The sequence below is a fragment of the Alkalihalobacillus bogoriensis ATCC BAA-922 genome, assembly GCF_000621445.1.
GTDB classification, from domain to species: Bacteria; Bacillota; Bacilli; order Bacillales; family Bacillaceae_F; genus Bacillus_AO; species Bacillus_AO bogoriense.
Genome location: NZ_JHYI01000013.1, coordinates 25341 through 40672, shown reverse-complemented (window position 1 = coordinate 40672; position 15332 = coordinate 25341). Strand labels below are relative to the sequence as shown.

At 38.6% G+C, this 15332-nt stretch carries 17 protein-coding genes; 15 read left to right on the top strand and 2 right to left on the bottom strand.

Annotated features, from left to right (window positions below; genetic code table 11):
- Positions 1–60 precede the first annotated feature (60 nt).
- The 8 genes from T323_RS0105980 to yajC all read left to right on the top strand — a co-directional run bounded on the left by T323_RS0105980 (position 61) and on the right by yajC (position 6706).
- A complete protein-coding gene (locus tag T323_RS0105980; RefSeq protein WP_026672458.1) occupies positions 61–1248 on the top strand; it encodes a YhcN/YlaJ family sporulation lipoprotein in 1188 nt (395 codons plus the stop codon).
- Between the two features lie 217 nt (positions 1249–1465).
- A complete protein-coding gene (locus T323_RS26100) occupies positions 1466–2038 on the top strand; it encodes an intercompartmental signaling factor BofC (protein WP_051556400.1) in 573 nt (190 codons plus the stop codon).
- Between the two features lie 298 nt (positions 2039–2336).
- Positions 2337–2927, top strand: coding sequence for a Holliday junction branch migration protein RuvA (ruvA, locus tag T323_RS0105970; protein WP_026672457.1), 591 nt, complete (start codon positions 2337–2339; stop codon positions 2925–2927).
- Positions 2928–2943: 16 nt separating this feature from the next.
- The gene (ruvB, locus tag T323_RS0105965) at positions 2944–3948 is read left to right on the top strand and encodes a Holliday junction branch migration DNA helicase RuvB (RefSeq protein ID WP_026672456.1); all 1005 of its coding nucleotides are present in this window, start codon (positions 2944–2946) and stop codon (positions 3946–3948) included.
- A 2-nt stretch (positions 3949–3950) separates the two neighbouring features.
- Positions 3951–4163, top strand: a complete 213-nt coding sequence (locus T323_RS0105960) for a DUF2905 domain-containing protein (protein WP_373279325.1) — start codon at positions 3951–3953, stop codon at positions 4161–4163.
- A 77-nt stretch (positions 4164–4240) separates the two neighbouring features.
- Positions 4241–5281, top strand: a complete 1041-nt coding sequence (gene queA / locus T323_RS0105955; RefSeq protein ID WP_026672454.1) for a tRNA preQ1(34) S-adenosylmethionine ribosyltransferase-isomerase QueA — start codon at positions 4241–4243, stop codon at positions 5279–5281.
- Positions 5281–6420, top strand: coding sequence for a tRNA guanosine(34) transglycosylase Tgt (tgt, locus tag T323_RS0105950; protein ID WP_026672453.1), 1140 nt, complete (start codon positions 5281–5283; stop codon positions 6418–6420). The genes queA and tgt overlap by 1 nt, the downstream gene beginning before the upstream one ends.
- 31 nt (positions 6421–6451) lie before the next feature.
- Positions 6452–6706 (top strand): preprotein translocase subunit YajC, encoded by a 255-nt coding sequence (gene yajC, locus T323_RS0105945; RefSeq protein WP_026672452.1) that lies wholly within the window; start codon positions 6452–6454, stop codon positions 6704–6706.
- 62 nt (positions 6707–6768) lie between these two features.
- Here the strand turns inward: yajC and T323_RS0105940 are convergent, their stop codons facing one another.
- Entirely contained in the window at positions 6769–7128 is a 360-nt protein-coding gene (locus T323_RS0105940) for a TIGR04086 family membrane protein (protein WP_035177942.1), read from the bottom strand.
- 196 nt (positions 7129–7324) lie between these two features.
- Between T323_RS0105940 and T323_RS0105935 the strand changes: the two genes are divergently transcribed.
- The 3 genes from T323_RS0105935 to T323_RS0105925 all read left to right on the top strand — a co-directional run bounded on the left by T323_RS0105935 (position 7325) and on the right by T323_RS0105925 (position 9722).
- Entirely contained in the window at positions 7325–8614 is a 1290-nt protein-coding gene (locus T323_RS0105935; RefSeq protein ID WP_026672450.1) for an ArsB/NhaD family transporter, read from the top strand.
- Between the two features lie 97 nt (positions 8615–8711).
- Positions 8712–9368: a DUF421 domain-containing protein gene (locus tag T323_RS0105930; protein WP_026672449.1), complete on the top strand. Its 657-nt coding sequence runs from the start codon at positions 8712–8714 to the stop codon at positions 9366–9368.
- A 75-nt stretch (positions 9369–9443) separates the two neighbouring features.
- Positions 9444–9722 (top strand): hypothetical protein, encoded by a 279-nt coding sequence (locus tag T323_RS0105925; protein WP_026672448.1) that lies wholly within the window; start codon positions 9444–9446, stop codon positions 9720–9722.
- 315 nt (positions 9723–10037) lie between these two features.
- Here T323_RS0105925 and spoVB read toward each other — a convergent pair whose 3' ends face one another.
- On the bottom strand, positions 10038–11606 hold the full coding sequence (gene spoVB, locus T323_RS0105920) for a stage V sporulation protein B (protein ID WP_026672447.1): 1569 nt from the start codon (positions 11604–11606) through the stop codon (positions 10038–10040).
- Positions 11607–11803: 197 nt separating this feature from the next.
- On the opposite strand from spoVB, the gene T323_RS0105910 reads away from it, so the two are divergent.
- The 4 genes from T323_RS0105910 to secF all read left to right on the top strand — a co-directional run bounded on the left by T323_RS0105910 (position 11804) and on the right by secF (position 15293).
- Entirely contained in the window at positions 11804–12616 is an 813-nt protein-coding gene (locus tag T323_RS0105910; RefSeq protein WP_026672446.1) for a DUF368 domain-containing protein, read from the top strand.
- A 16-nt stretch (positions 12617–12632) separates the two neighbouring features.
- Complete coding sequence (locus T323_RS0105905; protein WP_026672445.1) at positions 12633–12932, top strand: post-transcriptional regulator; 300 nt, start codon at positions 12633–12635, stop codon at positions 12930–12932.
- Between the two features lie 128 nt (positions 12933–13060).
- Positions 13061–14365, top strand: coding sequence for a protein translocase subunit SecD (gene secD, locus T323_RS28305; protein ID WP_084309137.1), 1305 nt, complete (start codon positions 13061–13063; stop codon positions 14363–14365).
- Complete coding sequence (secF, locus tag T323_RS28300; RefSeq protein ID WP_084309136.1) at positions 14355–15293, top strand: protein translocase subunit SecF; 939 nt, start codon at positions 14355–14357, stop codon at positions 15291–15293. Before secD ends, secF begins: the two co-directional genes overlap by 11 nt.
- The last annotated feature ends 39 nt before the right edge of the window (positions 15294–15332 follow it).

Below are 15332 nucleotides of genomic sequence, written 5' to 3'. Positions count from 1 at the left end.
TAACAGAGTAATTACTCGATTTAGAACACATCATAATTGTTGAAAGGAGGCTTTAAAAAAATGCGAAAATTTGCGATTACAGTAACAGCAGCAACAATGATTGTAGGTGGCTTAGCAGGTTGTGGTGTAGATAACCAAGCAGGTGATATGGGTGCAAATCAAGTAGGTCAAGGGCATACAGAACGATTTGGTGCTCAAGGAACTCAAGGTATGCATGGAGCGGGAGCAGGTGCACATGGTACTGGCTTAAACCAAGGTACTCAAGGTTATGGTCAAGGTGGCGCTCATGGGTTAGGCCGAGGTGCTGGAACGCAAGGATTAACGCATGATAGAGCACATGGCGTAGGTCATGGAACTGCCGGAACACAGGGGACAACTGGAGCTCGATGGACTGGGGAAGGTCCTATAACAGATATGTTTACTCGTAATGATAGAACGGGTCGCAGAACTGGTCAAGGTGCTGCTGGCTTAAATCAACGCGGTGGCGATACAATTGCTGGAGGTCAATTAGGAGCAAATGATCGTCGTGGTGGATTTGGAACAACTGGTAATATTGGTCATGATACACGTCAAGGAGCTCATCGTTTAGGTGAACGACATGGTGTTGGTGCTGGTCATGACGGATTTGGTGGCCGTCAAAACATGTTTGGTGCTCGTGAGCAAGGTCAAACAGGCCAAGGTATGACTGGTCAAGGACGTGGTACAACAGGTGCTACAGGTAACCATACAGGAATTACAGGTGACCGTCCTGGAATGGTAGATGACCGTGGAATCCTTCGTGACCAAAATCGTGAGGGTCAACGTGGTATGACAGGCCAACAAGGAACACAAGGCCAACGTGGTATGACAGGTCAACAGGGGACACAAGGTCAACGTGGACAAGCTGGTACAACAGCTGCTAATTACCACGAAGACTATGATGGTCGTACAGTTCAACGTATTCAAGAACGTGTCGATGGTATTGACAACATTGATGACAGTCGTGTAGTTGTTCATGACGATGTTGTTGTTGTTGCTGTCAACTCTAATGATGATGATGTTCGTGACAAAGTTAGAAAAACGGTCCAAGATATGGATGAAGACCGTACAGTCCATGTCGTAACAGACAGAGATGCCGTCACTCGTGTTCGAGACATTGATGACCGTTTACGTGGTGGAGCTGCTTGGGACGAAGTCGGTGCCACTTTTACCGAAATGTTAAATGATTTAGGAAATGCCGTTCAACGACCGTTTGAACGTTCTCGATAATAAGTAAGGTTAGAGTAGAGATGTTTCATCTCTACTCTTTTTTTCCTTTATTTTGCTTTTCTATTATTAACCATCGTAAAAAAAATATTCTCATACAAAAGCTATCATTTAAAAAAATCTTTTTCTTCAAAATTAATCCTAAAGAAGTGGATAAAACTGTTTTTACATGGAGAAGCTACAAATAGAAAAATCTTATTTTGTATCGGTGGTGATTTTGATGAAGATTCGTCAAATCATAAAAGGAGTAGTAAGTGGACAGGTCACAATTGTTTTGTTTGCGACAGCGATCGTCATTGCTGTTCTTGTGGCCGTTAATACGGAATCGATTTCGAATACAAGCGAAGACATTCAGGCGATAGAAGAAGCGCAACCCGTTATGGCTCCTAAAACAGTCGATGTCATTTTGCAGCGGGTTTATTTAGATGGCGAAGTAAGCGAAGAAACGGTTCAAGAAACAATTTGGTCGATGGAGGATTTTTGGGCTTTTTACGAAGGCTGGGATTTAGTTGATCAAAACGAAGAAAAAATTTATTTTAAACAAGAAGTAAATGATATTTCTCCATTACTAAAAATTAATGGTTATTTTGGAATTTCAGATGAAGGGTATTTAAATATTTATGAAGGTAAACCTGACCATGAAAATATCATCCAGTCTTTTTTTCAAATCAATACGAATAAATTAAAAAGTCACCAGCATTCCCGACTTAAAGAAGGAATACCGGTGATATCGCGAGAAAATTTTGAAGAGCTATTACAAACATTTGAAAAGTATGCAGTTCAAGAAATGTAAAGAACAAAAGGTGTGTCTGTACAAAAAGACATACCTTTTGTTTTTTCTTTGAAGATAAGAGAGTATAAAAAATTTGGTGTAGCAGTGAAGCTTTGAAAGCTATTTCAAGAAGAGCGAAGGCTGCGCACCTGCGCGTTTCACCCCAGGAAGAGCACTTGGGGTTCACTGTTAAAAGCGGGCAGGGCTCCGCACTTCGCTTGAAAGAAAAGACGCTCCGCGTTTTTCTTAATTTTTCACTTCTTAGCCTAAGATATGATAACATAGAAATGATGTTCGTATGTAGAAGGAGAGAACTAGCATGATCGAATTTGTAAATGGGAAGTTAGAGGTTATTGACCCACAATATGTTGTCGTTGAAACGGGAGGGATTGGATACCAAATTTTTTGTCCAAATCCGTTTGTTTTTGAATCATACCGAAACAAGCAAGTTAAAATATATACATACCAATACGTGAGAGAAGATGTTATTCGCTTATATGGATTTTTACAACGCGAAGAACGAAAAATGTTCGAAAAATTATTAAACGTATCAGGGATTGGACCAAAAGGTGCGCTTGCGATTTTAGCCTCAGGCCAACCAGACCATTTAGTTACAGCCATTGAACAGGAAAATGAAAATTTTTTAGTGAAGTTTCCTGGAGTTGGAAAGAAAACAGCAAGGCAAATGATTTTAGACTTAAAAGGAAAGCTTGCTGAATTTTCAAGTGATGCACCGCTTTTCGCTGAGCAAGTAGAACAAAAATCAACCGATTTAGAAGAAGCAATTGAAGCATTAAAGGCGTTAGGGTACGTGGATAAAGAAATTAAAAAAGTACTACCTCAGTTAGAAAAAGAAACTATGTCAACAGATCAATATATAAAACGGGCATTACAACTTATGCTAATGTGATAAAGGAGGGGAGCAAGTGGAAGAACGAATTGTTTCTGCCACGTCTCAATTTCAAGATGATGTCGTTGAGGAAAGTGGAATTCGACCAGGAGATTTACAACACTATATTGGTCAACAAAAAGTGAAAGAAAATTTGCGTGTTTTTATTCAAGCTGCTCTGCTTCGAGAAGAAGCATTAGACCATGTTTTATTATATGGACCTCCTGGACTTGGGAAAACAACGTTATCTGCGATTATTGCCAATGAAATGAATGTACAATTAAGGACAACTTCAGGCCCCGCTATCGAACGCCCTGGAGATTTAGCTGCTATATTAACGGCATTAGAGCCTGGGGATGTTCTGTTTATTGATGAAATCCATCGATTAAATCGAATGGTGGAAGAAGTGTTATATCCTGCGATGGAAGATTTTTGTTTAGATATTGTCATTGGTAAAGGTCCAACGGCACGTTCAGTTCGGCTTGATTTACCTCCCTTTACACTCGTTGGGGCAACGACAAGAGCGGGTATGCTTTCTGCTCCCCTTCGTGATCGATTTGGTGTCCTAGCGAGGCTTGAATATTATTCAAAAGAAGAATTAACACAGATCGTAAAACGCTCAGCTGAAATTTTAACAATTCCAATTGATGAAGACGGTGCTGTTGAAATTGCAAGGCGTTCAAGGGGAACACCTCGAATTGCCAATCGTTTGTTGAAACGAGTTCGTGATTTTGCTCAAGTTGAAGGTGATGGAACGATATCGCTACAAGTCGCACATCAATCACTTGAACGATTACAAGTGGACCGCTTAGGATTAGACCAAATTGACCATAAATTATTAATGGCGATTATTGAAAAGTTTAAAGGTGGTCCTGTTGGGGTCGATACGATTTCAGCGACGATTGGAGAAGAATCTGATACGATTGAGGAAGTATATGAGCCATACTTACTTCAAATTGGGTTCTTGCAACGAACACCGAGAGGCAGACTGGTGACACCAGCTGTTTATGAGCATTTTAATTTGGAGGTGCCGAAGATTTGAGCATGATACCGAAAATGTTAATAACACTTGGAGTGATCTTAATCATTGTCGGGTTATTGTGGCAAGTTGGAGGAAAGTACTTATCATTAGGGAAATTACCTGGCGATATTTTGGTCAAAAGAGAAAATGCAACGTTTTATTTTCCAATCATGACATCGATTATTATTAGTGTTGTTCTTTCCCTTATTTTTTTCTTAATCGGTCGATTCCGTTAACGTTGACTTTATGAAAATGAATCGATATGCTATTTTAAAAATAACTATAAACATCAATGAAAAGGTGACTTATATTAATGAACGTCAATGAATATGATTTTTATTTACCAGAAGAATTAATCGCACAAACACCATTACAAAATCGAACAGCTTCTCGGCTATTAGTTGTTCATGGGCAAAATGAGTTTAAAGATGAAGTGTTTTCGAATATCATTCAATACTTAGAACCTGGGGATTGCCTTGTGTTAAATGACACGAAAGTATTACCGGCAAGACTAATTGGACAAAAAGTAGATACAGGTGCAAAAATTGAAATTTTGTTGTTGAAACAAGAAGAAGGCGATACGTGGGAGGCTCTTGTTAAACCTGCCAAACGAGTGAAGGTAGGAACTGAATTAACATTTGGCGATGGACAATTAACAGGTGTGTGTACGGAAGAACGAAAGGATGGGGGAAGAACAATTGAATTTTCCTATGAAGGAATCTTTCATGAAGTTCTTGACCAACTCGGAGAAATGCCACTACCTCCTTATATTAAAGAACAACTAGAAGATAAAGACCGCTATCAAACCGTGTATGCGAAAGAACGAGGCTCGGCTGCTGCACCGACAGCAGGACTTCATTTCACAGAAAAGTTGCTTGAAGACATACGACAAAAAGGGGTACATATCGCTTTTATTACGTTGCATGTAGGGTTAGGAACATTTCGCCCTGTCAGTGTAGAAAATATCGAGGAGCATGAAATGCATGCTGAATATTATCAAATGACAGAAGGAACGGCTGCACTTCTAAATGAAGTAAAACAAAACGGGAAACGAATTGTCGCTGTTGGGACAACATCGGCAAGAACATTAGAAACGATTGCTACAAAAGGCAATGGCCATTTTGCTAGTGATTCTGGTTGGACATCGATATTTATTTACCCAGGATATGAGTACAAAGGGATTGATGCGTTAATTACAAATTTCCATTTGCCAAAATCTACTCTGTTAATGTTAGTTAGTGCGTTAGCAGGGAAAGACACGATGCTTCAAGCTTATGAATATGCGGTGAAGCAAAAATACCGCTTCTTCAGCTTTGGTGATGCGATGTTGTTATTTAAAAAGGGGGATAAATAGTGGCTGCTGTTACATATGAACTAATTAAAACATGCAAACAATCCGGAGCACGACTTGGCCGACTTCATACCCCGCATGGAGTGATTGAAACACCTATCTTTATGCCTGTAGGTACGTTAGCAACAGTAAAGACGATGAGTCCAGAGGAATTAAAACAAATGGAGGCTCAAATTATTTTAAGTAATACGTACCATCTTTGGTTACGTCCAGGTCATGATATTGTAAAAGAAGCTGGTGGTCTTCATCGATTTATGAATTGGGATAAACCGATTTTAACCGATTCAGGTGGATTTCAGGTCTTTAGTTTGAGTGACTTGCGTAAGATAGAAGAAGAAGGTGTCCATTTTCGTAATCATTTAAGTGGTGAAAAGCTATTTTTAAGTCCAGAAGGTGCGATGGATATTCAAAATGCCCTCGGTTCAGATATAATGATGGCCTTTGATGAATGTCCGCCATATCCAGCAGAATATGATTACATGAAGAGCTCTGTTGAACGTACAAGCCGATGGGCAGAACGTTGTCTTAAAGCACATAAAAGACCGAGCGACCAAGCGCTATTTGGAATCATTCAAGGTGGAGAATTTGAAGAACTTCGAGCTCAAAGTGCAAAAGACTTGATATCATTAGACTTCCCGGGCTATGCTATAGGAGGACTGTCTGTAGGTGAGCCAAAACATGTGATGAATGAAGTTCTTGAATTTACAACTCCATTGATGCCTACTAATAAACCTCGTTATTTAATGGGAGTGGGGTCGCCTGATTCATTAATAGATGGAGCGATCCGTGGGGTTGATATGTTTGATTGTGTTCTTCCTACTCGGATTGCAAGAAATGGGACGTGCATGACAAGTTCAGGTCGATTAGTTGTGCGAAATGCGAAATATGCCCGTGATTTCCGACCACTTGATGAAAACTGTGAATGTCATGTATGTCAAAATTACACTAGAGCTTATATTCGTCATCTTATAAAATGTGATGAAACATTTGGTTTCAGATTAACGACTTATCATAATCTTCATTTCTTGTTAAATTTAATGAAAAAGGTAAGACAGGCTATTATGGATGACCGATTGCTTGATTTTCGGGAAGAGTTTTTTGAAGCGTATGGGTTTAATAAACCGAATGCTAAAAATTTCTAATCTGTTTACTAAAAGAGGGGGGTGAGAAGTAATGGAAGCGATAATACCTTTAATTTTAATGTTTGCTATTTTTTGGTTTCTTCTCATAAGACCGCAACAAAAAAGACAAAAACAAATTCGTAATATGCATGCAGCCTTAGAAAAAGGCGATAAGATTATTACGATCGGCGGTCTTCATGGGACGATTGACTCATTAGACGAGGATACAATCGTCATTATTGTCAATGATAACCGCAAATTGACGTTTGACCGAACGTCTGTTAGGGAAGTAGTAAACCCAGATTGATTACATAAAAAAAGCGCACCCACATTGGGTCGCGCTTTTTTTGATGTGAAAATGAATGTTTGCTAGTCTCCTGCAATGTTCACCCCGATAATACCACCAATTGCTGCACATAAAAGGTAACCACCGTGATAAAAATATTGTTCAGTCGAAAATCCAACATTATACCCTAAGTATTGAACAAGAAAGGTGACAAGTGTAAATAAAATAGCGGTTCCTGCCCCCGTAATCCAACCTTTTTGCTTTGATTTGGCTCCAGAAACAAGCCCACCAATAAATAAAGTTAAAAATGATACGCCTAAAATAACCCAAGTGAAGGATGATTCTGTTAATGAGCTAAAAGTTAATAGTAACGAAACAATTAAGCTGAAGCTTAATGCCAATATAAAGATAACGACTAAGCCATATAGCATTGAACTGAACATTCCCCGGTATGCCAAAGCACTCACTCCTTTTGTTAGACAAGTTTAGTAAAGCATATTCAAATTTTTCGAAAATAGACTAGCCTTTTGTTTATTGAGAAAAAAAGAAAAACTCGTACAAAAAATAAAAAAGAAAGTTCATGAATGGGACATCCCTGACATAGGATGGTAGAAATGGGTGGGTGAGAGGAGTTCAATGATGGAAGTAACCTTGGCCTTTATCATTTTTATCATTAGCTATGTGTTTATCATTAGTGAGAAAATTAATCGTGCGCTCGTTGCTTGTTTAGGTGGAGCCGCGATGTTGTTTGCTGGAATTTTTTCGATGGATACAGCATTCATGCAATACATTGATTGGCATACGATAGCATTATTATTATCCATGATGATTTTAGTATCGATCACAAGCCAAAGCGGTGTGTTTGAGTATGTAGCTGTTCATGTGGCAAGACAAGTCGACGGGAAACCAATCCCATTACTTGTGTTTATATCTTTGCTGACAGCGATTGGATCTGCTTTATTAAACAATGTCACTACTGTTTTATTAGTCGTTCCGATTGTTTTAACGTTAACGAAGATTTTAAAAGTAAATGCCGTCCCATTTTTATTATCGATTATTTTAGCATCCAACATTGGTGGAACGGCCACGTTAATTGGTGATCCCCCAAACTTAATGATCGGGCAAGCCGTTGAACATTTGACCTTTAATGATTTCTTAATTCATTTAGGTCCTGTGGTTGCGATTATTTTTATCGTTGTCATGGCTGGGTTAGTGTACTACTATCGAAAAGCATTAACCGTATCAGCTGAAAACAGAAGAAAATTAATCGAAGTCGATCCAAAGAGTTATTTAAAGGACAAAGTGTTAATAGTAAAATCCCTATCCGTATTAGCGATAACAACGGTTGGTTTTATATTGCAACCCCTGTTAAATGTCGACTTAACGAGTATTGCGATGGGGGGCGCTTTATTATTAATGTTGTTAACGTATGAGAAACAAGATGTTGAAGAAGTATTTAAATCTGTTGAGTGGGTTACTTTATTTTTCTTTGTTGGCTTGTTTATGCTTGTTGGTGGGCTAAAAGAAGTCGGATTAATTGATGAAATAGCAAAATCCATTATTTTCTACACAGACGGTGATTTACCAAAAACCGCACTTTTAATTTTATGGGCTTCAGGCATTATTTCTGGATTTGTTGATAACATTCCTTTTGTCGCTGCGATGATCCCAGTTATTTTAGAATTTCAGTCCTACGGAATGACAAATTTAGATCCGCTATGGTGGGCATTAGCGTTAGGTGCTTGTCTTGGTGGAAATGCTACATTAATTGGAGCAAGCTCAAATGTTATTGTTGCAGGTCTTGCGGTGAAAGCGAAACACTCGTTTAGTTACATGGAATTTTTAAAAGTAGGGGCACCTGTCGCCTTAGTTTCGTTTATCATCTCAACGATATACATTTATTTTCGATACTTAATTTTCTTTTATTAAACAACTACCAAAAGCTTCATCTTATGTTCTTCCTAAATTTGTTTACAATAAGATGTGAAGGAATGGACGGCATCTTACATTAAGGGAGGAACATAAGATGGATTATGGTACAATCATACTCCGCACGATCTTCATTTACTTTATTATCCTCTTTGTCCTTCGCTTTATGGGAAAACGAGAAATTGGGCAATTATCTGTGCTTGATTTTGTCGTTTCGATTATGATCGCAGAATTAGCTGTTGTATCCATAGAAAATATTCAAGTTCCGATGCTGCATACCATTGTACCTATCGTGATGTTATCCCTCATTCAAATTTTCTTTGCTTTTCTTTCTTTAAAAAGTGAAAAATTACGAAAATTAGTGGACGGACGTCCATCGGTATTAATTAACAAAGGAAAAATTGATGAAGGAGAAATGAGGAAGCAACGATATAATTTTGATGATTTACTTATTCAATTGCGCCAAAACAATGTTCATAATATAGCTGATGTAGAATTTGCGATTTTAGAGCCGTCTGGTCAATTGTCAGTTATTGAAAAAGATAACAATAATGATAAAAATCATGTGTCATTGCCTCTCCCATTAATTTTAGATGGAAATGTGCAGAAAGAACATTTGCAAAAACTTAACCAAACCGAATTATGGCTTCGCCAGGAAATGCGAAAACTTGGCTACCGTGATATTAAAAAAATCTCGTATTGTGCGCTCCAAGGGGATCGATCCTTTTTTGTTGATTTAAAAGATGAAAAATAAAATACTTGGTACAAGTGTGGAGTCAACCTTCCTTTTGTTTTAATACAATAAAATAGACAGAAGGGAGGTTTTGTCATGAATGTGTATGATCTTTGTTGCCAACATCAAGGGAAAGAAGTTATTTTACATGAGAAATGTGGTCGACAGCACTTTGGCAGAATCGTAAAAGTAGATCGGCAGTATGTCTGGTTAGAGAAGCAACCGCAAACGCCTAATTTTGGTGGATTTAGCTATGGCTTTTATGGTGCAGGCTATCCTGGTTATGGCTTTGGAGGACGCAATATTTTTCCAATCGCTTTAGGAGCTATCGGTGGTTTTGCATTAGGGACTGCTTTCTTTGGTCCTTGGTGGTAAAATAGATGAATTTGGTTAAAAGCTAATAATGTAGAGAGGCTGGGACGCACGTATGTCCCAGCCTAAGTTTATACGGACACATGTTCCGCTATATTACGAAAAAATCACTTTTTTCAAATGTTAACGGACATCTGTTCCGTTATTATAGTAAAACAGGGGCACTTTGCCGCCCTTTTTTCTCTATTAGCGGAACGGATGTCCGATAGAAAATAGAAAAGGCTCATTTTTCCTTGAATAGCGGAATAGATGTCCGATAAGAGTGGTGAGCAGATGAAGAAGCCACTACAAATTTTTGGAGTGGCCTCTCACGAATAATTAGTGGTGAGCAAACTTCGATAATGTAGGTCCGATAAAAGGTAATCGATCGACATCTTCCTTTTTAATAAGACCGAACAAAAATAGTAAAATACCATAAAATCCAGTTGTTAGGAAAATACATAGTAAGGTTCTTGGTAATAATGAGAAGGACATAAATCCGTACTCATACAAAGTAAATCCGAATACACCAGATAACGCCATAATAACTACAGCCTTTACTGTTTCTTTCACATGAAGTGTAAAGCTAATCGTTTTTGCAACCGAAGCTAAGTGTAATAAAGTAACAAGAACCATGCCGACAGCAACTGCCAATGCAGCACCCATAATCCCTAATTCAGGTCGACTAGCTAACACAAAAATCGCTCCAATTTTCACGACGGCTCCGATTAAGCTATTCATCATCGCTGCCCTAGCTAAATTAAGCGCTTGTAATGTCGCTTGAAGTGGGCTTTGGAAATATAAGAAGAAACTAAAAGGAGCCATGATTTTTAAATAAGTGGCGACAGTTGGTGCATCATACATGAGCTCCATAATTGGAATCGCATAGACATACATAATGACAACAGCAATACCACCAGAAATCATCGCGAGGCGCAATGCTTGCCCAAGGCGATGATGGATGAGCTGATATTGCTTTTTCGCGGAAGCCTCACTAATGGCCGGAACGAGAGAGACCGACAGTGAGTATGTAATAAAGGTCGGTAATAATAGTAAAGGAATGACAAATCCAGTTAGCTCTCCGTATTGCGTTGTCGCTACAGCTGTCGCTACACCGGCAATCGCTAAACTTTGTGCTACAACAATCGGTTCGAAAAATAACGACAATGAACCGATTAACCGACTTCCTGTTGTAGGAAGGGCGATGTTCATTAATTCTTGGAATGTCGTTTTCCCTTTTCGTAAATACCCAAAAAATCCTTTGCGAATACGAATCCGCTTGTTTGATTTAAACATAAAAATCATGTACACAAGCGAAGCAAGCTCGCCAATCACGACAGAAGCCATTGCTCCAGCGGCGGCATATTCCACCCCATAAGGGAGAAAAGCGCTTGTCATAACGGCAACTAATGTAATCCGCACAACTTGTTCAATCACTTGGGAATATGCGGTAGGACGCATATTTTGTCTTCCTTGAAAATAGCCACGCATTACACTTGATAAAGCGACAATCGGAACTATCGGTGCAATGGCAATGAGAGGATAAAACGCTCTTGAATCTGTTAATAAGGTCTGTGATATAAAGGGAGCAAATAACACCATCCCAATTGTAAAAATAATACTTAAGATTCCGGTTGTACTTAAGGAGACAACTAAAATTCGCTTAATCTTTCGTCTGTCCTGCTGTGCTTCTGCTTCGGCCACAAGCTTAGAAATCGCCACGGGAAGTCCAAGTTGTGTAATCGTAATAACAAGAAGCAAAGTTGGAACAGCCATCATATAAAGGCCGACCCCTTCGGCTCCCATGATTCTTGCGACAACGATTTTATTGACGAACCCTAAAAACCGAGTAATAAGACCAGCAATAATTAAAATAAGTGTTCCTTGGAGAAAAGTTTGTTTTGACATGAATTTACGGCCACCTTTTAAGAAATGATGGATATTTTCTTTCAATATTTATATGCTTAGAAGGGGGCCAAGCATGACAAGTTGTTGTGAATTTGATCAATTATGTATAAAAATGAAATTGACAGAAAAGACATCCAATGAGAAGATTTTGGTAATCTATGATTTTTGAGACACAAAAACTAAAGGAGTTCGTTTACATGGAGTGGAAAAATATTTATCGAGGAATGATGATCGGAACAAGCGATATCGTTCCTGGCGTAAGTGGTGGAACGATCGCTGTATTATTAGGAATTTATGATCGGTTAATTGCGGCGATTAGCGGTTTTTTTAGTCGGGAGTGGAAAAAGCATTTCGGCTTTTTGTTTCCTTTAGGGGTAGGAGCTGTTCTTGCTGTGTTTTTGTTAAGTCATTTAATAGAATGGCTGATTGAATTTCATTTTCAAGCAACAATGTTTTTTTTCTTAGGATTAATCGGTGGGATTTTACCTTATTTATTGCGAGACATTAATTATAAAGAAACGTTTCGAGCACCTCATTATGTAACGTTAGTTATCGCAGGGTTGGTCATTGCATCCACCGCTTTTATTGGGGCAAGAGAAGATATTGTTATTGAGTCTTATACACTATCGTCTGCCTTAGTATTGTTTGGCTCTGGGTTTGTAGCGAGTATGGCGATGATTTTGCCGGGGATTAGTGGCTCGTTTGTCTTGTTGTTACTAGGGACATATGAACCTGTGTTAGGTGCTGTTACGTCCCTTAATATTCCAATGATAGCAACAGTCGCAATCGGTATACTCTTAGGACTTGTTTTGTGTAGTAAGGCAATTACGTATTTGTTAAAAAGAATGCCTGTATTTACATATGCATTTATCATTGGAATAGTGGCAGGTTCCATGGTCGTTATTTTTCCAGGAATTGAACCGAATTTCATCATGTTATTTACGAGCGTTGTCACGTTCATCGTAGGTTTTTATGTCGCAGTGACACTTGGGAAAGTTGAACATACATAAAAGAGGGGGTTATAAAATGGGAGAAAAACAGCAGTTTGATGTATGGAAAGAAACTGTGACGCCAGCCATTACAAGTAAAGTAGAAGAATTTCATTTACTTGGTTATGAAAGAGCAACGGCAGAAGAAGTATGGTCTTGTATACTTCATAAGCTTAGAAAGAAAAAGGAATTTATTCATTTGCATACATTTGTCAATGTCATTTTAACTTTGAAAGTCGGGGAGTATATGAATTGGCTAACAATGGAAAGTTATCAATCGAATGATTGGTTTGCAAATGAAGGAGTTTTAGAAGAGATTGTCAAAGATATTACATAGCTTCCTTTATTGGAAAGAAAATTGACAGTGCGATCCTAAGACCGATATAATAAAAATATTGCACTTTTTATGATTCTACAAGGTATAAAATACTTTTTCGTTGTGAGGTTTAAGGAGGCAGTTTGGACATGGTGAAAAAAGGTCGTATCATCGCTTTCTTTCTCATCGTTGCGTTGTTAGGTGGAGTGATCGGAATGACGCTTACAGATGTGACGAAAGAAATAAAGCTAGGATTGGATCTTCAAGGTGGATTTGAAGTGTTATATGAAGTAAAACCTACCGATGAAGGGGATGTCCTTAACAATGATTTATTACAAGCTACAGTTGCGGCGTTAAACCAACGGGTAAACGTCATTGGGGTATCAGAACCAAACATTTCAATTGAAGGGGATGACCGTGTTCGTGTGCAATTAGCTGGTGTGGAAGATCAGCAAACAGCACGAGATTTGTTAGCAACAGAAGCCCATCTTACATTTCGTGATGTCGATGACAATATTTTGTTTGATGGTACGGAATTACAAGGAAACGGGGCAAGCAACTCTTTTCATCCAGATACTAATTTACCGATTGTCACATTAACGTTAAAAGATTCTGAGATGTTTTATGAAGTGACACGGGAAATTTCGCAACGCCCATTTGGAGAAAACCGTCTCGTTATTTGGCTTGATTATGAGGAAGGCGATTCTTATTATGAAGAAGCAATGAAAGCCGAACCGAAATTTATATCCGATGCATCGGTCCGTGCTCCCATTAATTCAAGAAATGTCATGATTGAAAGCAGTACTTTTACTCAACAACAAACTCGATTTTTAGCAGATATTTTAAATGCAGGGGCTCTTCCTACACAGCTGACGGAAATGTATTCTCATTCTGTTGGTGCATCATTAGGTGAGCAAGCGATGCAAAAAACGATTTACGCAGGCTTTATTGGAGTGGGATTAATTTTCTTATACGTTATATTCTATTATCGCTTTATGGGGATAATCGCAATGGTTACGTTAAGTGCATATATTTATCTAGTCTTAGTCATTTTTAATGCGATGAATGCAGTATTAACACTGCCAGGTATTGCAGCCTTAATATTAGGGGTCGGGATGGCTGTTGATGCGAACATTATTACATATGAACGGATTAAAGAAGAAATTCGGTCGGGAAAATCGATTATGTCTGCGTTTAAAGCAGGAAGTCGTCGTTCGTTATCAACGATATTAGATGCGAATATTACAACGATTTTAGCAGCTAGTGTGTTGTTTTACTTTGGGACAAGCTCTGTACAAGGGTTTGCAGTCATGTTAATTGTCAGTATATTAACGAGTTTCATTACAGCGGTCTATGGTTCAAGGCTATTGTTAGGGTTATGGATTAATAGTCGAATTTTTAATAAAAAACCGCATTTCTTTGGTGTAAAGGAGAGTGAGATAAGTGAGCTTTAAGTTTTATGACCGAGATATTGACTTTGTCAAACATCGCAAAAAGTTCTTTATCTTTTCAGCGGCCTTTACGCTAATTGGGATCATTTTACTTTCGACGATTGGACTAAACTTAGGAATTGACTTTGAAAGCGGATCTCGTGTGGAAGTGGCCGCTCCTCAAGCAATAACTGAAGAGCAAGTGTATGAACAATTTGCAAATATAGGGGCCGGGTATGTCCCTGATGATATAACAATTGCAGGTGATCAACGAGAATTAGCACATGCTCGATTTATTGGGGTGTTAACAGCAGAGGAAATTGCTGAAATACAGTTGCATTTTCTTGATGAGTATGGGGTAGAGCCTTCAGTGAGTACAGTGTCACCTCAAGTAGGGAAAGAATTAGCTCAAAATGCGTTTATTTCGGTGTTAATTGCTTCTGTTGGGATTATCATTTATGTGACGATTCGATTTGAGTTATTATATGGAGTCGCAGCGATTGTGGCTTTGCTACATGACGCCTTTTTTATCATCGTCGTCTTTAGTATTTTACAGTTTGAAGTAAATGTTCCGTTTATTGCGGCAGTCTTGACGATTGTCGGTTATTCGATAAATGATACGATTGTAACGTTTGACCGAATTAGGGAAAATGTAAAATTGGCAAAACGGGTAAAAGGGTTTGAAGACTTAGCTGCGATTGTGAATAAAAGCTTAGTGCAAACTTTAGCTCGATCGATTAATACTGTCCTTACAGTTGTCTTTGCCGCTGCTGCTATCTTTATTTTTGGGGGAGAAGCGATTCGCTCGTTTGCTTTTGCTTTATTAATCGGACTCATTGCAGGAACCTATTCGTCGATGTTTTTAGCGTCACAATTATGGTTAATTTGGAAAACAAAACAGCTTGGGAGACAGAAATTTAAGAGTAAGTCTCAACCTGAGCCAGAAGTATAGAATCGGAAAAATGAGGCCTTGGTGCATACCATGGCCTTT